Source organism: Ensifer adhaerens (genome assembly GCF_013283195.1).
GTDB classification, from domain to species: Bacteria; Pseudomonadota; Alphaproteobacteria; order Rhizobiales; family Rhizobiaceae; genus Ensifer; species Ensifer adhaerens_G.
Genome location: NZ_JABEKT010000001.1, coordinates 1232354 through 1250721, shown reverse-complemented (window position 1 = coordinate 1250721; position 18368 = coordinate 1232354). Strand labels below are relative to the sequence as shown.

Here is an 18368-nt window from a genome sequence, read left to right as displayed (position 1 = left end):
ATCAGGTCAAAGCCCGTGGGTTAAGAGAAATTATTGTTTGAGCGATGGCTGATACGACACGCTTCATGGATGCGGCCCTCGAAGAGGCCAAAAAGGCGGGCCAGCGCGGCGAAGTGCCGATCGGCGCCGTCATCGTTTTCGATGGCGAGATCATCGCGCGCGCCGGAAATCGGACCCGGGAACTCAACGATGTAACCGCCCATGCCGAGGTCGTTGCCATCCGCGAAGCATCCATCGTGCTCGACGATGAGCGGCTGTCCGGCGCCGACCTCTATGTCACCCTGGAGCCATGCACGATGTGCGCGGCGGCAATCTCCTTTGCCCGCATCCGTCGCCTCTATTATGGCGCTGAAGACCCCAAGGGCGGTGCTGTCGACAGCGGTGTGCGCTTTTATGGCTCGCCGACATGCCATCACGTCCCCGACGTCTATTCCGGGCTGGCAGAGCGCGAAGCCGCGGACATTCTCAGGGATTTCTTTGCCGCGAAACGCTGAGGCGAGCGAACCTCTCAGCCGGCCGCAAAGGCTTCCAGTGCCGGGCCTGCGAGCCGATAGCGCGTCCACTCCGACATCGGCTCGGCGCCAACAGCCTCGTAAACGCGGATTGCTGGCTCGTTCCAATCGAGAACGCTCCACTCGAATCGGCCACACCCTTCCTCGACGGCGATCTTGGCGAGATGCTTCAAAAGCATCTTGCCGGCGCCGGAGCCGCGGCAATCCGGTGTGACATACAGGTCTTCGAGATAGAGCCCCTTGCGGGCCTGCCAGGTGGAATAGTTGTAGAACCACATGGCGAAACCGGCCGGCTTACCGTCCTTCTCGCAGATCACTGCGCGGGTGAGCGCACCTGGACCAAAAAGCGAGGCCTGTATCAATTCGACGGTCGCTTCGACCGCGTCCGGTTCCTTCTCGTAGATGGCAAGTTCGGTGATGAAGCGCAGAATGGTTTCGGCGTCTTCCGGGCGGGCGTCGCGAATGCTGATCGTCATGGCTTAGAAGGGCCAGTACCACTTGCTGCCGGAATCCTTGACCTGGGCTTCCTTCTTGCGACGGCGTTCCTTGGTCTTCTCCGGCTCGCCCAGATCGGCCTCCGAGCCTTCCGGCAGACGGCGGTATTCAAGCGGCGGGTCGCTCAGGAAGCGGCGCTTGTCGGAATAGGCGCCCATCTCGATCTTGCGGGCCTCGCGATAGGCCTCCTGCTGCTCCTTGGCCGAAAGACGGCGACCATTGGCGCTGGCCTTGGCGAGCGGCGAAACATAGTTCGGGTTATTCTTGTTGGCGTCGGCTTCTTCGCGCAGGCGGTTGCGTGCTTCTTCCGGAGACTCGACCCACTCCGGATTCGCTTCGCGGGTGGCAAGCGATTTCTGCGGCTCCACGAGGGCCGTCTGCTGGCCGGACGGCGGCAGCACCAAGCCAGGGCGGGGCTGATACTTGACCGGAGCACCGCTCTTGGGAGCAATGCTCACAGCGCTTCCGAGATCGTCCATCAGCTGCTCGCCGGCGGTCTTGTCGGTGCCGTAGGTCGGGCCGCCGATGCAGCCGGAAAGCACCAGGCCGCTCGCCATGATGGCGGCAACGCTAGCAAACAGTCGCAACTCTCGCGTCATTTCCATGAGATTCCTTCCAGCCGGCCACCGTCACCTGCGCGGCCACTCAGCGCCCATGGCGGAGAAATCCGCCAAATTTCGGGCAGGTTTTACCGGATGAATGCAGTAAGCGCAATTCATCCGGTAAATGATCCCTTAAGCCTTGAAGCCAAGTTCCCGAAGTGCGGCAGCATCACGGGCAGACACCTCAGGGTAGAGTGCGTCCGAACCGACATCGGTCGTGATCCGCCAGGAGCGGGCGCACTTGCGGCCGACGGCCGACTTCGGCAGGACGCTGACCTTGGCGACCTCAGGCAGACGGAAGGCGTCGGCAGGGCCCTCGCCCACTTCCACCGTGATTGACGAGGTGATGCAGATCTCGGCGAAATCTTCGCCTTCGAGCGCCTTCAACAGCTCCGGGTCGGCGATGTAGACGACGGGAGCCGCCTCAAGCGACGAACCGATGCGCTTTTCGCGACGTTCGATTTCCAGCGCACCCGTGACGACCGTACGGACAGCGCGGATCTTTTCCCACTTCGCCTCGAGAGCGTCGTTCTTCCATTCCGCCGGGATCGCCGGGAACTGCTCGAGATGAACCGAAACCGCATCGGGCTTGCGCGACAGCCAGGCTTCTTCGCAGGTGAATGGCAACATCGGCGCCAGCCACAGCACGAGGCTATCGAACAGCTTGCGGATGACGGCGAGCGCCGAGCGGCGACGAAGGCTCGAGGGTGCGTCGCAATAGAGCGCGTCCTTGCGCACGTCGAAATAGAAGGCGGAAAGCTCGACGTTCGAGAAATCGATCAGCGAGCGGGCGATCCGCTTGAAGTCGAAAGCATCGTAGCCTTCGCGAACGACCCGATCGAGCTCGGCCAGGCGGTGCAGCATCAGCTTTTCCAGCTCGGGCAGTTCGGCGTATGCGATCTCCTCGCCCTGGTCGTGCGCCAGCGTGCCCAGCATCCAGCGGATGGTGTTGCGCAGCTTGCGATAGGCGTCGATGTTGGTCTGGATGATCGTCTTGCCGAGACGCTGGTCTTCCCAGTAGTCCGTGGTCATCACCCAGAGACGCAGAATATCGGCGCCGGCATCCTTCATCACCTCTTGCGGTGTGACGGTGTTGCCCTTCGACTTCGACATCTTCTCGCCCTTCTCGTCCATGGTGAAACCATGGGTGACAACGGCGTTGTAGGGCGCACGACCGCGCGTCGCGCAGGATTCGAGCAGCGACGAGTGGAACCAGCCGCGATGCTGGTCGGAGCCTTCGAGGTAGACGTCGGCCGGCCACTTCAAATCCGGACGATCTTCGAGCGTGAAGGTGTGCGTTGAGCCCGAGTCGAACCAGACGTCGAGAATGTCCATGACCTGGTGCCACTTTTCGTGGTCATGGTCGTTGCCGAGGAAGCGGTCCTTGGCACCATCAGCGAACCAGGCGTCCGCACCTTCCTGCTCGAAGGCTTCGAGGATGCGGGCGTTGACGGCTTCGTCGACGAGGATTTCGCCCTGGTCGTCGGCAAAGATCGCGATCGGCACGCCCCAGGCGCGCTGGCGCGACAGTACCCAGTCCGGACGTCCCTCGATCATCGCGCGCAGGCGGTTCTGGCCGGCGCCGGGAACGAAGCGGGTATCGTCGATGGCAGACAGCGCGCGCGAACGCAGCGTCGTGCCGTCGCCGAAACCCTTGTCCATGTAGACGAACCACTGCGGCGTGTTGCGGAAGATCACCGGCTTCTTGGAGCGCCAGGAATGCGGGTAGGAGTGCTTCAGGCGGCCACGCGCAAACAGGGCGTGACGGCCGATGAGCGCCTTGATGACGCGATCATTGGCGTCGCCCTTCTTGCCCTTGTCGTCGAGCACGCGACCGGCACCGCCTTCGGCGTCCGGGCCGAAGCCGTGGGCGTCGGCGGTGAAGTAGCCGGCGTCGTCGACGGTGAAGGGGATTGCCGAGGAGATGCCGCGTGCTTCGAGCGCGCGCGCGTTATCCATCCAGGCGTCAAAGTCCTCGCGACCGTGGCTGGGCGCCGTGTGCACGAAGCCGGTGCCGGCATCGTCGGTGACATGGTCACCGTCGAGCAGCGGCACCTTGAAGGCGTAACCACCACCCAGGCCATGCAGCGGATGCGCGCAGGTAACAGCGGCCAGTTCATCGCCTTCGATATCGCGGACGAAAGTGAAGGTGAGCTTGGCCTTGGCGGCAGACTCGTCTGCCAGACGCTTGGCGAAGATCAGCTTTTCGCCGGGCTGCGGACCGAAGTCGTTTTCGGCGGTCGCAACCTCATAGAGCCCGTAGGCGTAACGCGAGGAGAAGGCGATCGCGCGGTTGCCGGGGATGGTCCAGGGCGTGGTCGTCCAGATCACGACGAAGGTGCCGGCGAGATCTGCCGCACCTTCAGTGACCGGGAACTTCACCCAGATCATGTCGCTCTCGACGTCGGCATACTCGACTTCGGCTTCGGCCAGCGCCGTGCGTTCGACGACCGACCACATCACCGGCTTGGAGCCGCGATAGAGCTGGCCCATCTTGGCGATCTTCATCAGTTCGCCGGCGATGCGGGCTTCCGCGTGGAAGTTCATCGTGGTGTAGGGATTGTCGAAGTCGCCCTCGATACCGAGACGCTTGAACTCTTCCGCCTGGATCTGGATCCAGCCAGCGGCAAAGTCGCGGCATTCCCTGCGGAATTCGTTGACCGGGACCTCGTCCTTGTTCTGGCCCTTCTCGCGATACTTTTCCTCGATCTTCCATTCGATCGGAAGGCCGTGGCAGTCCCAGCCGGGCACGTAATTGGCATCGAAACCGCGCATCTGGAACGAACGGTTGATGACGTCCTTGAGGATCTTGTTCAGCGCGTGGCCGATATGGATGTTGCCGTTGGCATAGGGAGGGCCGTCGTGCAGCACGAATTTCTCGCGACCGGCGGCCGAGGCACGCAGCTTCTTGTAGAGGCCCATCTTCTGCCAGCGGGCAACCGTTTCCGGCTCCTTCTGCGGCAGGCCGGCGCGCATCGGAAACTCCGTCTGCGGCAGGTAGAGGGTGGAGGAATAGTCGATCTTCTCAGCGGTCTCTGTCATGGTCTTTGCAATCATCTTTTCCGCGCGGATCATCGCGCATGCGAAAGGGTGGTATCTGGCGCATGACCCGGAAATCGGGATCGATCTTCGGAAAGGATCATGCGCAGCTTCAAAGTGTTAGAGCGACTTGGCGCGCCCAGGAGACGCGCGGCGCTCTAGAGATGACTGGGGCGTTGGAAACGCCAAAATCCCGGACCTTCCGGCGGCCTAGAGCGCGCGGAAAGCCGGGCCAATAATTCGCTGATCGATGGTCAGTCGACGGTGCCGGGTCATGGTGGCCGGTTGTTTAAGGCGTTTTCGGCCTTTTGAAAAGGTCCGCCGCTTCGGCACGGCGGATTTCTTTCAAGCAAAGTTGATCCGACGATCGATGTCGCTCAAGGGCGCAACGCCGGAGAGCAGGGCCCTAGCCTCTTCCTCGTCCTGCCGGATCTGCGCCACCAGCGGATCGAGCCCGTCGAACTTCAGTTCGTCGCGCAGGTGACCAAAGAACGAAACCGAACAGATTTCGCCATAGAGGTCACCGGAGAAGTCGAAGACGAAGGTCTCGAGCAGCGCTTCGCCGTCACTGTCGACGGTGGGGCGCCGGCCGAAGCTGGCAACGCCGTCATGAAGCGAGCCGTCGACCCTGCGGAAGCGCACGGCATAGATGCCAGCCCTAAGCTCGACCTCGGGTGGCAACCGCATGTTGGCCGTGGGATAGCCGAGGGTCCGTCCGAGCTTCTTGCCGTCAATCACCTCCGCCTCGACCGTGTAGCGATAGCCAAGCAGACCGGCCGCATGGGAAACGTCACCCTGCCCGAGCAGCGAGCGGATGAAGCTCGAGGAGATCACCGAGGCGTTCTCGTCGCGGAAGGCATCGACCAGCGTGACGCCAAAACCATTGTCGCCGCCCGCCGCCATCAGGAAGGCCGGGCCGCCTTCGCGCCCCTTGCCGAAATGAAAGTCGAAGCCGGTGACGACATGCGAGGCATGCAGCCATTCCAACAGGACCCGATGGATGAAATCGGAGGCGGACAATTCGGAGAAGGTGCGGTCGAACGGATATTCGATGACGGCGCCGAACCCCATGCCTTCAAGGATACGGGCTTTGAGCGGCGCGGGCGTCAGCCGGAACACCGGCGTATCCGGGCGAAAGACGGTGCGCGGATGCGGCTCGAAGGTCAACACCAGCGCGGGCACGCCGCGGGCCTTCGCCTCTTCCAGCGCCCGTTCCAGCACCGATTGGTGGCCGCGATGCACGCCATCAAAATTGCCGATGGCGACAACGCCGCCGCGCAGACGCTCGGGCAGCGGGTCGCGGGTTTCGTTGCGATGAAAAACCGTCATCTCAATCTTCCCGTCAGGCGAGCCTGGGCATCCACCATTTCGGCGAGGCGCCTTCCTTTTTCAGGAAGGCTGCAAGCTTCGCCTCGTCGGTCCGGCTTTCGTTCATATATTCCTGCGCGTGAATGCCGGCACTGATGTAGAGCAGGTCGAAGCCAGCATCCTGGGCGCCCTTGACATCGGTCGGCATGCCGTCACCGATGGCAATGACACGCGTCAGATCGAGCCCGCCGCGAACGGCCTTGGCCTCCGTCAGAGCCGCGCGATAGATGGCGATGTACGGCTTTCCGGCGATGCGGGCTTCGCCGCCCAGTTCTTCATAGAGCTTGGCAATGGCGCCGGCGCAGGGGATCAGCCGATGTCCGCGCTCGACCACCAGATCAGGGTTGGCGCAGATGAAGGGGATCTTGCGCTTGGCAAGGCCGGTCAGCGTCGCACGGTAGTGTTCCGGCGTTTCGGTTTCATCGTCATAGAAGCCGGCGCAGACGACGGTCTTGGCATCTTCCGACGAGACGATCTCTGTACCGAGCCCTTCGAGCAGCGGCAGATCGCGTTCGGCGCCGATGAAGAAGATCTTCTTGTCGGCAGCGGCGATCAACGCGCGCGTCACATCGCCCGACGTGACGATGCGGTCATAGGCTTCATCGGGAACGCCAAGTCCGCGGATCTGCACCTTGACGCCTGGGCTGGGCCTCGGCGAGTTGGTGATGAGCACGACCGTCAGCCCGGCCGCACGCGCCTCCGCCAGGGCTTCGCATGCGGACGCAAACGCCTGGACGCCATTGTGGAGAACACCCCAGACGTCACAGAGCACGACGTCATAACGCCCTGCGATTTCCCGAAAACTGTTGATCCTTGCGGCCATGCGGGCTTCCTGCAAACTCGGTTTCCGGCTTGCATGGCAAGGAAGGGCCGAGAATACAAGCCTCGCCTCACGAAAAACGCTGCCATTCCCAAGGATTCGACACGCGATCGCCGCTCGCGCCGAGAAGGCCGCTCGCAGCCCGCCAGACATCGAATGCGAACTGCTTCACAACAACCAGAAATCGCCGATCCAAAGCATCGCGAAGGCCACCGGACCGAACCTCGGTGCCTGGCAAAGCCTCCTGGACCGGCCTGCCCAAATTCCGACTGCTTCATGCCGTATGCAAGCCAACCTTCCGGCTCGGCCGCCGTTCGTTGCCTTTCCTGCGCCGCCGATAACCATGTCGCCTGAAATTTTTTGAACGGCCAATCCTTGACTCGCCTCGGACCCAGCCTTATCTCGGCCTCGCTAGCACTCGACAAATGAGAGTGCTAACACCCATCCATCGGGTCGATGAGCGATCCGTAATGTCATTTGATCGAGGGATTAGACTAATGGCAAGCACCAATTTCCGCCCGCTGCACGACCGCGTTGTCGTCCGCCGCGTCGAGTCTGAGGAAAAGACAAAGGGCGGCATCATCATTCCGGACACCGCAAAGGAAAAGCCGCAGGAAGGCGAAATCGTCGCTGTTGGCTCGGGCGCCCGTGACGAAAGCGGCAAGGTTGTCGCGCTCGACGTCAAGGCTGGCGACCGCGTTCTGTTCGGCAAGTGGTCGGGCACCGAAGTCAAGATCAACGGCGAAGACCTTCTCATCATGAAGGAAGCCGACATCATGGGCATCATCGGCTGATCAGCCGTCGTCCACACTTTTCCATGACAACCAATGGGCAATGAGCCCGGGAGTTTTCTCAAATGGCTGCAAAAGAAATTAAATTCGGCCGCACCGCGCGCGAAAAGATGCTGCGTGGCGTGGACATCCTCGCTGACGCCGTAAAGGTCACGCTCGGCCCGAAGGGTCGTAACGTCATCATCGACAAGTCCTTCGGCGCTCCGCGCATCACCAAGGACGGTGTATCGGTCGCCAAGGAAATCGAACTCGAAGACAAGTTCGAAAACATGGGCGCCCAGATGGTCCGCGAAGTTGCTTCGAAGACCAACGACATCGCCGGCGACGGCACCACGACTGCAACGGTTCTCGCCCAGGCGATCGTTCGCGAAGGCGCCAAGGCAGTTGCTGCCGGCATGAACCCGATGGACCTGAAGCGCGGCATCGACCTCGCTGTCGGCGAAGTCGTCAAGGATCTCCAGGCCAAGGCCAAGAAGATCAACACTTCGGAAGAAGTTGCACAGGTCGGCACGATCTCGGCCAACGGCGAGCGTCAGATTGGCCTCGACATCGCAGAAGCGATGCAGAAGGTCGGCAACGAAGGCGTCATCACGGTTGAAGAAGCCAAGACCGCCGAAACCGAACTCGAAGTCGTCGAAGGCATGCAGTTCGACCGCGGCTACCTGAGCCCCTACTTCGTCACCAACCCGGAAAAGATGGTCGCTGACCTCGACGACGTCTTCGTTCTCCTCCACGAGAAGAAGCTCTCGAACCTCCAGGCCATGCTCCCGGTTCTCGAAGCTGTCGTTCAGACCGGCAAGCCGCTCCTGATCATCGCTGAAGACGTCGAAGGCGAAGCTCTTGCAACGCTCGTCGTCAACAAGCTGCGCGGCGGCCTGAAGATTGCTGCCGTCAAGGCTCCGGGCTTCGGCGATCGCCGCAAGGCCATGCTCGAAGACATCGCCATCCTGACCGGTGGTACCGTGATCTCGGAAGACCTCGGCATCAAGCTCGAAAGCGTCACGCTCGACATGCTCGGCCGTGCGAAGAAGGTTTCGATCTCCAAGGAAAACACCACGATCGTCGATGGTGCTGGCCAGAAGAGCGACATCGAAGGCCGCGTTGCCCAGATCAAGGCTCAGATCGAAGACACCACCTCCGACTACGACCGCGAGAAGCTGCAGGAACGTCTTGCCAAGCTCGCTGGCGGCGTTGCCGTGATCCGCGTTGGCGGCTCGACGGAAGTTGAAGTGAAGGAAAAGAAGGACCGCATCGACGACGCCCTCAACGCGACGCGCGCTGCTGTTCAGGAAGGCATCGTACCGGGCGGCGGCGTTGCCCTGCTGCGTTCCTCCGTCAAGATCACTGTCAAGGGTGTGAACGACGACCAGGAAGCCGGCATCAACATCGTTCGTCGCGCTCTGCAGGCTCCGGCTCGCCAGATCGCTGAGAACGCTGGTGACGAAGCTTCGATCGTTGTCGGCAAGATCCTCGACAAGGACCAGGACAACTTCGGCTACAACGCCCAGACCGGCGAATACGGCGACATGATTGCCATGGGCATCATCGACCCGGTCAAGGTCGTTCGCACCGCCCTTCAGGACGCAGCTTCGGTTGCTGGCCTCCTCGTCACGACGGAAGCCATGATTGCCGAACTGCCGAAGAAGGACGCTCCGGCAATGCCGGGCGGCATGGGCGGCATGGGCGGCATGGACATGATGTGATAGGGCGCCAGCCCAATCGCAGCACTGTCCATAAAGTTTCGCCCATGCACTAAGAGCGGTTCAGCGCGTCAAGCGCGCTGAACGGGCGGCATGGACATGATGTGATAGGGCGAAAGCTCTGTCGCGGACCTGTTCAAGCAGATCCACGATGATCCATCCGGATCGGAAAGGGCGACCCTCGGGTCGCCCTTTCTTGTTTTGCGGGCAATCCGCGGGCCGCATCGGATGCGCACGCCTAAGCTGTCCGTACGAAAAATTACCCGGCGGCTGTAGCGGCACTAAAAAAGCGTTGAAGTCGAAAAAAAACGAACTATAACAACGCCCCAAGTGGACAGAGATTCACGAGAGACTGGATGGCGGGCCTAAAGAGAGCGAAAAATAGCTCAAACTTTTCATATTAACTGTGTGTCCAAGCTCTCTTTGAGAATATCACGCAAAGCATATAAGTATTTAATCGCAAATTAAGCCGGCCTTTCCTGCGAAATCATTTCGCTTGGCGAGCTACGTCACAGTTTGGTGACCTTTCCGTACAGAAAGACGCAAACGACTTATCGTGCGTGTTCTTCTTCCTATGGGTTGATGGTTGGCGAGGGTTGTATAGTGGGGATGTGCCCGCCTGGTCGAACAACGACAGTCGCCAGGGGCCGTGCTGGGGTAGACCGTGTTTAAGATCACGAGAACAAATTCAGTTCCCCTCGGTGTCCCGGGACAGATGCATTCCGGACTTCCGCATCAGGAATTCCTGGAACAGTTCTGTGTGTCCGAGGGCTGGTCGGGTGATCTGTCGACGGGCCTGTTCCGGCTCGGCGAAAAGGCGTCCGCGATCCACGGTCTCAACGAGAGCGAGTGCGGGCTGCTCAACTTCGTTCGCTGCTACGACCCCGCCGACCGCAATCACGTGCTCGAGCTTTTCGAGCAGGCGGCAACCAGTTGCTCGTCGTTCTGCTTTTCCACGACGATCAGCCTCGAAACCGGCCACAAGCAGCCGGTGTTCTGTATCGGCGAATCCTCCGGCCTCGAGGAGCGCTACTCAGGCACGATCCACGGCATCTTCTTCTTTCCACGCTTCCTCGTCGAAGGCGCCGGCAAGGCTCTGCTGCGCCAGTAGGCGCGCCTCGTCATTTTCGCACGGTTGGCAACCGCGGGAGCGGCATCCCCGAGGGTAAGGCGCAATGGCGTCCCCTCAGGCCGCCGCGACCTTGGACTTGCCGGAAACGAGGCTTGAGATCGGCGCCGGCCGGCCGAGCAGGTAGCCTTGCGCTTCGTCACAGCCTTCCGCCTGCAGGATGTCGAGCTGCGTCTGTGTCTCGACGCCTTCGGCCAGAACAGGAACGGAGAGGCTCTGTCCGAGCGCGAGGATGGCACGGACAATTGCCTTTGCCTGCGGGCTTGCCTCGACTTCCCACATGAAGCTCTTGTCGAGCTTGATCTTGTCAAACGGGAAGGCCCTCAGCGTCTCGAGCGACGAATAGCCTGTGCCGAAGTCGTCGATCGCGATCGTGACGCCCAGTTCCTTGATCTGGCGCAGGGTGAGCAGCGCACGCTCCTTGTCGTCGATGATCGTCGATTCGGTGATCTCGAGTTCGAGCCGCTTCGGGTCGAGGCCGGTCTCGGAAAGAACCGCTTCCACCAGGCTGACAATGTCGCCGTTGGCGAGCTGGACCGGTGAGAGATTGACGGCGATCTTGTGGGCACTTTGCCATCCTGCCGCTTCTCGGCAGGCCTCACGCAGAACCCACTCGCCGATCGGCAGGATCGCGCCGCACTCTTCGGCAAGCGGAATGAACTCGTTCGGTGGCACCATGCCGCGCTCCGGATGGTTCCAGCGCAACAGCACTTCATAACCGATGACGTCGCCTGACATCACCGACTTCTGCACCTGATAATGCAGTGCCAGCTGCCTCTTCTCGATCGCATCCCACAGATCGTTGGCAAGGCTGCGCCTTTGGCGCGCCGCCTCATCCATCGACACCTCGTAGAAGCAGACGGTCTGGTTGAGCGCCGCCTTGGCGCGGTACATCGCAAGGTCGGCATTGTTGATCAGCGTTTCCGCCGTCTCGGCGTCCTGCGGATAGATGGCGACACCCATGCTACCACCGGACTTCAACTCGAAATCGCCGAAGCGCATTTCCTCATGCAGGCTCTTTTCGATGCGACGGACGAAGTCGTTGAGCTCCGACAGCTCCTCGAAGCGCTTGACGGCAGCAAACTCGTCGCCGCCGAAGCGCGCCACGAATTCGCCCTCCTGGAGCAGCGACTTCATTCGCTGTGCGATCGTGACAAGCACAAAGTCGCCGGCGGCATGGCCGTGCAGGTCGTTCACTTCCTTGAACTTGTTGAGGTCGAGGCCGATGACGGCAACCTTGCGTGAGAACCAGGCAGCCGCGCCGAGTTCTTCTTCGAGGTAGCTGCTGAACTGCAAGCGGTTCGGAAGGCCAGTCAGGCTGTCGTGGCGGGCAAGGAACGAAATCTGTTCCTCGCTGTCGAGGCGCTCGGTGATGTCCTCGTAGGTGCTGACCCAGCCGCCATCGGCAAGGGTGCGGTGCTTGGTCAGGATCGAGCGTCCATTGGGCAGCTTTTCGACGATGTCGCCACCGCCCTTGCCGACCATATCGACGCGATGCTTCTGATAGAGTTCGTCGGACTTGGCCCGCGCGATTGCCGGATCGGAGTATGTCCGGGCAAAGACCTCATCCAGAATCTGATGGAACGTCAGTCCCTTTCCGGCGAGCGTTTCAGTGAAGCCGAAGATCTCGCGGCAGCGCCGATTGGACAGCAACAGACGGTCGCCGCTGTCGAAGAGGCAGATGCCCTGCGACATGTTCTCGAGCGCGATGTCGAGGTTCTTGCTCACTTCGGCGATGTGATCCGCATCGGCCCTTTGCTTGGTGATGTCCTTGACGATCTTGATGAAACCCGCATGGGTCCCATCGTCGTGCAGGAACGGGTCGAGCACCACATGCGCCCAGAACCGGGTGCCGTCCTTGCGGTAGCGCCAGCCTTCGCACTCGAACTTGCCGTTGGCGCAGGCTTCGTCGAGTGCCCGCTGCGGCAGCCCTACCCGCTGGTCTTCAGGCGAATAGAAACATGCGAAATTCAGGCCGATGATTTCGTCGGCAGTATAGCCCTTGTTGGCTTCGGCTCCGGCATTCCAGCTCGCAACGTTGCCTTTCACGTCGAGCATGTAGATGGCGTAATCCTTGACGCTGCGCACGAAACGGGCGAATTCGCGTTCGGAAGCGGCGGCCGAAAGCTCGGCATGGTGTGCGAAGCCGGCGGCAAGCAAAACCGTCGTCAGTAAGAAGAAGGCGGTTCCGGCGATGACGAAGGCCAGAAAATGCGGCTGTATCATGCCTTGCGGTGGCGCCAGCAGAAAATCGGCCTCGATCGTCACGGCGCCCATCGCGGTAAAGTGCAAGGCGACGATGCCGAGCGTCATGAACAGCGTCGCCAGAACCTTGGCCTTCAGCGGTCGACCGACGAACGCGATGGTCCGCAGTGCGCCGATATCGAACAGCGAACCGGCCACGATCGAGGCAACAACCAGCGTCCAGTCCCAGCGGATGCGACCGGGAACATCGAGTGCTGCCATGCCGAGGAAATGCATGCAGGCCACACCGAAGCCGAGAACGATGCCGCCGACGATCCAGGAGACAGCCCCCTGCGCATAGGTGGCGATCAGAAGCGCCATCGTCGTCAGAACGACCGCGACGGCCAGCGACAGGGCCGTCAGATCGATCTGATAGCCGAGCACGACGCCCGGATCATAGGCAAGCATGGCGATGAAGTGGGTTGCCCAGATGCCGAAGCCGCTGGCTATGCCGGCAGCCACCGCCCAGATCGCCCTCGCCCTGCCTGCAGATGCACGCCCTCGCTGCAGCAAGGTCACGGCACCGTAGCTTGAGAGGAAGCAGATGAGGGCGGCGAGCACGACCAGCTTGAGATCATGCTCGACCACGAGGCATGTGAGAACCTTGAACATCGCCAAACGCCTAAATGAAACTTCTGGTCCGAAAGTGCATTCCCACTTCCGGTTCATCGCTTCTGTTGGCGTCCTGCCATTTAAGGAATGGTGAAAGTCAGCACGCAACCACCGTTTGGAAACGGGACGATGCTTTCGTCCTTAACGAAGGTTGAAACGCCACCGCCTTGTAGTTGAGCATCTCAAACCGGCTCAATGAGACCGTGACGGTCGTGCGGCTAGGCCTGTGCCAAAAGCGCCTTCAGATCCGACTGCGGATCGGCAATGACGGCCCTGTCCGGATGGATCCCCGTTTCCAGCAGCTTCTTGCCGGTGACATAGGCCTTGGCATCGTTGATGGCGTCGACGGCGATGAGCTTTCCCTCGCGGAAATACCAGACGGAAACACTGCCTTCGCGCTGGCCGGGGCGAACGATGGTTTCGTCGTGACCGAGGCCAAAACCGGCAATCTGCAGTTTCACGTCATACTGGTCCGACCAGAACCAGGGTTTTGGCGCATAGGGCTCCGTCCCGCCGGCAATCACGGCGGCAACAGCCTCGGCCTGATCCACGGCATTCTGCACCGATTCCAGGCGGATACGCATGGTGTCCCAGGGCTGGACGGCGCAATCGCCCATTGCGAAAATCGCCGGGTCGGCGGTCCGCCCATGGCTGTCGACAACGATGCCGCCAGCGGTTTCGAGGCCGGCGCCATGCGCAAGGTGATCGTTAGCGGTGACGCCGATGCCGACGATGACGAGATCGACCGGCAGCACCGAGCCATCGGACAATTCGACGCTGGTCACGCGGCCATTTTCGCCGATCAGCCGGTTCAGGCCCGTTGCCTCGCGGATGTCGACACCGCGCGACCGATGAATTTCGCGCACGATGCCCGACGTCGCGGCGGACGCAACGCGTTGCAGGATGCGGTCGGCCATCTCGATGACCGTCACCTCGAGCCCGAGCGTACGCGCGACCGCGGCAGCCTCGAGGCCAATATAGCCGCCGCCGACGACGAGCGCCCGCTTGCCGGGCTTCATCTCTTCGGCCAGGAGATCGGCATCCCTGAAATCGCGGACTGTGAAAACACCGTCCAGGTCGCCGCCGACCGAGGCCGGCAAACGGCGTGGGGTGGCGCCGGTTGCAAATGCCAGCGTCTCGTAGTCAAGCGACGTTCCGTCGCTCAGTGTCACGCGGCGGGCGACGCGGTCGAGTTCCGTTACAGTGGTCGATAGCCTGACGTCGACATTGTGCTCGCCGTACCAGGCCTCAGGCCGATAGAGCAGCCGGTCGAGGCTCATCTCGCGAAGCAGGAATTTCTTGGACAACGGTGGACGCTGATAGGGCAGACTAGCCTCGGACGCGACGATGGTGATCGGCCTTTCGTCCTTCAAAGCCCGCAGTTTGGCGACCAACGCAAAGGCGGCCTGACCACCACCGATTACAACAAGCCTTCTGGTCACGCTCTCACCCGTCATTTATCCGTCCGTACAACAAGGCGTAGCCTTTCCGCCCGAGCCTCGTCAACTCGTACGAACGGCCATGCCCACCGATCGCTCAACCCTTGGCGGGGATTTCCATGCCCTTTTGCGCCGCAGGACGCGCCAGACCACGCTCGACCCAGGCCATCACGTTGGGGAAACTCCTGTAATCGAGTTCGTCGGCGCCACCATAAAACCGGCGCGCGCCCTCCACCCAGGGATAGGTGGCGATATCGGCGATGGTATACTCCTCACCCATCAGCCATTGCCGTCCCTGAAGCCTGCCCTCTAGAACGCTCAGCAGCCGCTTCGATTCATCGCGGTAGCGCTCGACCGGATAAGAATTGTTGGCGACCTTGTCGGCAGCGAATTTGAAGAAGTGGCCGAACTGCCCGAGCATCGGGCCGACGCCGCCCATCTGGAACATCACCCAGCAGATCGTCTCATAGCGAGCGGCCGCATCCGAAGGCAGAAGTTTCCCTGTCTTTTCCGCAAGATAGAGAAGGATGGCTCCGGACTCGAAGAGGCCGATCGGCTTACCGCCAGGGCCGTTCGGGTCGATGATCGCCGGAATGCGTCCGTTCGGATTGAGCGACAGGAATTCGGCCGATTTCTGGTCGTTGGTGTCGAAGGAAATCCGATGCGGCTCATAGGGCAATCCCAGTTCTTCAAGCGCAATCGAGATTTTCACGCCGTTCGGCGTCGGCAAGGAATAAAGCTGGACGATACCAGGGTTCTTCGCGGGCCAACGCTTGGTGATCGGAAAGGCGGAAAGATCGGCCATCAAATGCTCCTCGAAACGAACGGCGCAGGCGGCGCCCGCCGCTTGCGCCGCGTAGATAAGGTCATTCATGCGCATTTGTCAGCCGGTGAGGCAAAATTTACTGCGCTGCGTTAATCGCCTCGTCCGGACGAGGACGATACGGCCCGCGCTCGCGGGCGGCGATCAACGAGGAAAACATGCTAGAAAAGTCCACCCGGTGGCTTGCCCTTATCAGCCTGATGGCGCTTGCCCAACCGCTTCACGCCGAGGAGACGAAAAAGCCGAAGTTCGGCCCCATGGCCGTGCCGGTTACCGTCGACAACGGCCATCTGCGGATGTCGGCGGCCCCCGACTATTGGGCGATGGCATCCTTCTACGTGCCGCAGCAGACATCGAGTGCCTGTTCACTCGCCTCGCTTGCGATGCTGACGAACGCGTTGCGCGGCCTGCCCGGCGGGTCGCAAGACAATCTGGTCACTCAGGAGGGATTGCTGGAAGCCGTCGACAGCCGCAAATGGCGTGAGCAGACGAAGGAGGACGGTGACGGCGTTCTTTTCTCAGAGCTTGTCGCGCAGACGGATGCAAGCCTCAGGGCATTCGACATCAAGGCGACCGTTTCCGCCAACCATGTCGGTCCCGATGCGAACGCCACACTCGACGCCTTCCGCAAGGCGCTTGCCGAAAACGAAAAGTCGGCAAACGACATGATCGTCGTCTACTTCAACCAGGGTGTGGTCACCGGCGACTGGGATGGCCCGCATGTCTCGCCGATTGGCGCCTACGATGCGACGCACGACCGCGTGCTGGTGATGGACATCGATCGCGAGTGGTACGTGCCCTACTGGACGGCGACCGAAACCCTGTTCAAGGCCATGCAGCGCCCGGCGCCCGCCGACCAGGGCGTGCTCGCCGGCGAGACCGGCGGCTGGGTGCACGTCTCCAAAGGCTGATAGCTGCCGCCCGGAAGCATACCGGCGCGGCGCGTTTCAGAGTTCAAAGCGCGTCGCGCACGGCCGAAAGAATGCGGCCGACGACCGGGTCACTATCATGCGCCGGCTTGCGGGCACGCACCAGGCAGGCTTCCGACCGGAGGATGACGCCGTCGGTCAGGATCTTCAGGTGGTTGGCAACGAGGGTCGAGCCGGTCGAGGTGATGTCGACGATGATATCGGCCGAGCCGGACGCCGGCGCGCCCTCGGTCGCGCCGAGGCTTTCGACGATCCGGTAGAGCTGGATGCCGTGACTGCCGGAGAAATGGTTTTGCGTCAGCCGCCAGTATTTGGTGGCGATCGCCAGGCGCCGGCCATGGCGGGCGCGGAAGTCGGCGGCGACGTCGCCGAGATCGGCCATGGTGTCGACGTCGTACCAGATCTCCGGAACGGCGACGACGACGTCGGCATGGCCGAAGCCGAGGCGGGCGCAGAATTCGACGCGGGCGTCGGCATTGGCAAGGCCCTCACGCACAAGGTCCTCTCCCGTAACGCCGAAATCGATCGAGCCGTTGCCGAGTTCGCGCGAGATCTCGGAGGCGGACAGGAAGGCGATCTCGACATCATCCCAGCCTTCGACGCGACCGCGATAGGAGCGGTCGTTGCCAACGGCGACGATCTTCATGCCGGCGCGCTCGAAGATCGCCGAGGCGTCGTCCTTCATCCGCCCCTTGGACGGTAGAGCGATGGTGATGGTCATGCGGCACCTCCGCTGGCAGCGATTGCCGCTTCGATCCGGTCGAGCCAGAGCGAGAAGCCGACGGCGGGGATATGCTCCTGCGCGCCCAACAGGGTCAGAAGCCGGTCGAAGCGCCCGCCACCGGCAAGCACGGCCGGCGTGCCCTCGACTTCGACTTCGAAGACGAGACCAGTGTAATAATCGAGCGGGCGGCCAAAGGCGGCGCGGTAGCGAATGACGGAGACGTCGGCACCGACAGCGGCAAGCGCTGCCACCCGGGCGTCGAAACGCGAGAGTGCGCCGTCGAGCGTCAGGCCGGTCTTCTCGGCAAAGCGGAAAAGGGCGGCCGGCGCTTCTGCGAGCGGCATGTCGAGCGCCAGGAATTCACGCACGAGGTCCAGCGTTTCCGGATCGAGCCTTGTATTGGCCAGCTCCATCTTTTCCTTGAGCCGGCGGGCAATGTCCTGCGGAGAGCGGCTGGCATTGGTCGAATAGCCAGTTGCCTCCATGGTTTCGCCGATATGAGCGACAAGCCGCGCCTCGTCATCGAGCATGCCATTGATCGCCAGTCGCTCGACTTCGGGCCCGAAGACGCCAGCGGCTTTAGGATCGGCAAGCTCGGCCAGCAGCTTTTGCAGATGTTTCTGATCGCCGAAGGCGTGAATCAACCGCTTCTGCCAACCGCCGGGAAGGCCGCAGGCACCAACGACCGCTTCGAACACCGCCTGGTCGCCGAGCGTTACCGTCAGGCTGCGGCCGGGAAGCCGATTGGCAACCACCCGCATGGCATTGCCGACCGCACGCGCGTCGGAAGCGGCGATATCGGTATCGCCGAGATCCTCGATGCCGGCCTGATAGAATTCATTGCCGCCTTCGCGGCGCTGGCGGAACACTTCGCCAAGATAGGCATAGCGCTTGGGCGTGCCCGTCGCCGTTTCGATGTGGCGAAGGCAGACGGGAATGGTGAATTCCGGCCGCAGGCAGAGGCTCTCGCCGGTCTCGCTCTCGGTCATGAAGATGCGGCGGCGAAGATCCTCGCCGGCCATGGCGAGAAACGGCTCGGCCGGCTGGATCACCGGCGTGTCGACCCGAAGCGTGCCGAGGCTTTCGAAATCGGCAAGCAGGTCAGCGGAGAAGGCGGGAAGGTTGATCAGAGGCATCGCCG

Annotated in this window: 15 protein-coding genes; 5 read left to right on the top strand and 10 right to left on the bottom strand. The window is 61.8% G+C overall.

The genetic code is table 11. The annotated features are described in order from the left end of the window. Nucleotides 1-44: 44 nt before the first annotated feature. Nucleotides 45-494, top strand: coding sequence for a nucleoside deaminase (locus LPJGGPFB_RS05815; RefSeq protein ID WP_173419136.1), 450 nt, complete (start codon nucleotides 45-47; stop codon nucleotides 492-494). 14 nt (nucleotides 495-508) lie between these two features. Here the strand turns inward: LPJGGPFB_RS05815 and LPJGGPFB_RS05810 are convergent, their stop codons facing one another. The 5 genes from LPJGGPFB_RS05810 to LPJGGPFB_RS05790 form a co-directional block, all read right to left on the bottom strand. Next, complete coding sequence (locus LPJGGPFB_RS05810) at nucleotides 509-988, bottom strand: GNAT family N-acetyltransferase (protein ID WP_173419135.1); 480 nt, start codon at nucleotides 986-988, stop codon at nucleotides 509-511. A gap of 3 nt (nucleotides 989-991) precedes the next feature. Beyond that, nucleotides 992-1612 (bottom strand): hypothetical protein, encoded by a 621-nt coding sequence (locus tag LPJGGPFB_RS05805; protein ID WP_173419134.1) that lies wholly within the window; start codon nucleotides 1610-1612, stop codon nucleotides 992-994. Nucleotides 1613-1741: 129 nt separating this feature from the next. Next, nucleotides 1742-4651 (bottom strand): isoleucine--tRNA ligase, encoded by a 2910-nt coding sequence (ileS, locus tag LPJGGPFB_RS05800; protein ID WP_173419133.1) that lies wholly within the window; start codon nucleotides 4649-4651, stop codon nucleotides 1742-1744. A gap of 342 nt (nucleotides 4652-4993) precedes the next feature. After that, on the bottom strand, nucleotides 4994-5977 hold the full coding sequence (locus LPJGGPFB_RS05795; protein ID WP_173419132.1) for a bifunctional riboflavin kinase/FAD synthetase: 984 nt from the start codon (nucleotides 5975-5977) through the stop codon (nucleotides 4994-4996). 13 nt (nucleotides 5978-5990) lie between these two features. Beyond that, a complete protein-coding gene (locus LPJGGPFB_RS05790; protein ID WP_173419131.1) occupies nucleotides 5991-6839 on the bottom strand; it encodes a TIGR01459 family HAD-type hydrolase in 849 nt (282 codons plus the stop codon). A 494-nt stretch (nucleotides 6840-7333) separates the two neighbouring features. Here LPJGGPFB_RS05790 and groES point away from each other — a divergent pair, with 494 nt between their 5' ends. The 3 genes from groES to LPJGGPFB_RS05775 all read left to right on the top strand — a co-directional run bounded on the left by groES (nucleotide 7334) and on the right by LPJGGPFB_RS05775 (nucleotide 10438). Then, a complete protein-coding gene (groES, locus tag LPJGGPFB_RS05785) occupies nucleotides 7334-7630 on the top strand; it encodes a co-chaperone GroES (RefSeq protein ID WP_004675403.1) in 297 nt (98 codons plus the stop codon). Between the two features lie 62 nt (nucleotides 7631-7692). After that, nucleotides 7693-9330: a chaperonin GroEL gene (gene groL, locus LPJGGPFB_RS05780; protein WP_173419130.1), complete on the top strand. Its 1638-nt coding sequence runs from the start codon at nucleotides 7693-7695 to the stop codon at nucleotides 9328-9330. A gap of 661 nt (nucleotides 9331-9991) precedes the next feature. Next, on the top strand, nucleotides 9992-10438 hold the full coding sequence (locus LPJGGPFB_RS05775) for a hypothetical protein (RefSeq protein WP_173419129.1): 447 nt from the start codon (nucleotides 9992-9994) through the stop codon (nucleotides 10436-10438). A gap of 75 nt (nucleotides 10439-10513) precedes the next feature. Here the strand turns inward: LPJGGPFB_RS05775 and LPJGGPFB_RS05770 are convergent, their stop codons facing one another. From LPJGGPFB_RS05770 to LPJGGPFB_RS05760, 3 genes are all read right to left on the bottom strand, one after another. Then, on the bottom strand, nucleotides 10514-13312 hold the full coding sequence (locus tag LPJGGPFB_RS05770; protein WP_173419128.1) for a bifunctional diguanylate cyclase/phosphodiesterase: 2799 nt from the start codon (nucleotides 13310-13312) through the stop codon (nucleotides 10514-10516). Nucleotides 13313-13530: 218 nt separating this feature from the next. Continuing rightward, nucleotides 13531-14754, bottom strand: coding sequence for an NAD(P)/FAD-dependent oxidoreductase (locus tag LPJGGPFB_RS05765; protein WP_345790975.1), 1224 nt, complete (start codon nucleotides 14752-14754; stop codon nucleotides 13531-13533). A 94-nt stretch (nucleotides 14755-14848) separates the two neighbouring features. Beyond that, nucleotides 14849-15556, bottom strand: coding sequence for a glutathione binding-like protein (locus LPJGGPFB_RS05760; protein ID WP_173420957.1), 708 nt, complete (start codon nucleotides 15554-15556; stop codon nucleotides 14849-14851). Between the two features lie 176 nt (nucleotides 15557-15732). Between LPJGGPFB_RS05760 and LPJGGPFB_RS05755 the strand changes: the two genes are divergently transcribed. Further along, the gene (locus LPJGGPFB_RS05755; RefSeq protein ID WP_173419126.1) at nucleotides 15733-16485 is read left to right on the top strand and encodes a phytochelatin synthase family protein; all 753 of its coding nucleotides are present in this window, start codon (nucleotides 15733-15735) and stop codon (nucleotides 16483-16485) included. Between the two features lie 43 nt (nucleotides 16486-16528). Here the strand turns inward: LPJGGPFB_RS05755 and hisG are convergent, their stop codons facing one another. Both hisG and LPJGGPFB_RS05745 read right to left on the bottom strand, forming a co-directional pair. After that, the gene (gene hisG, locus LPJGGPFB_RS05750; RefSeq protein ID WP_173419125.1) at nucleotides 16529-17224 is read right to left on the bottom strand and encodes an ATP phosphoribosyltransferase; all 696 of its coding nucleotides are present in this window, start codon (nucleotides 17222-17224) and stop codon (nucleotides 16529-16531) included. Beyond that, entirely contained in the window at nucleotides 17221-18363 is a 1143-nt protein-coding gene (locus tag LPJGGPFB_RS05745) for an ATP phosphoribosyltransferase regulatory subunit (RefSeq protein ID WP_173419124.1), read from the bottom strand. Before LPJGGPFB_RS05745 ends, hisG begins: the two co-directional genes overlap by 4 nt. Nucleotides 18364-18368 lie beyond the last annotated feature (5 nt).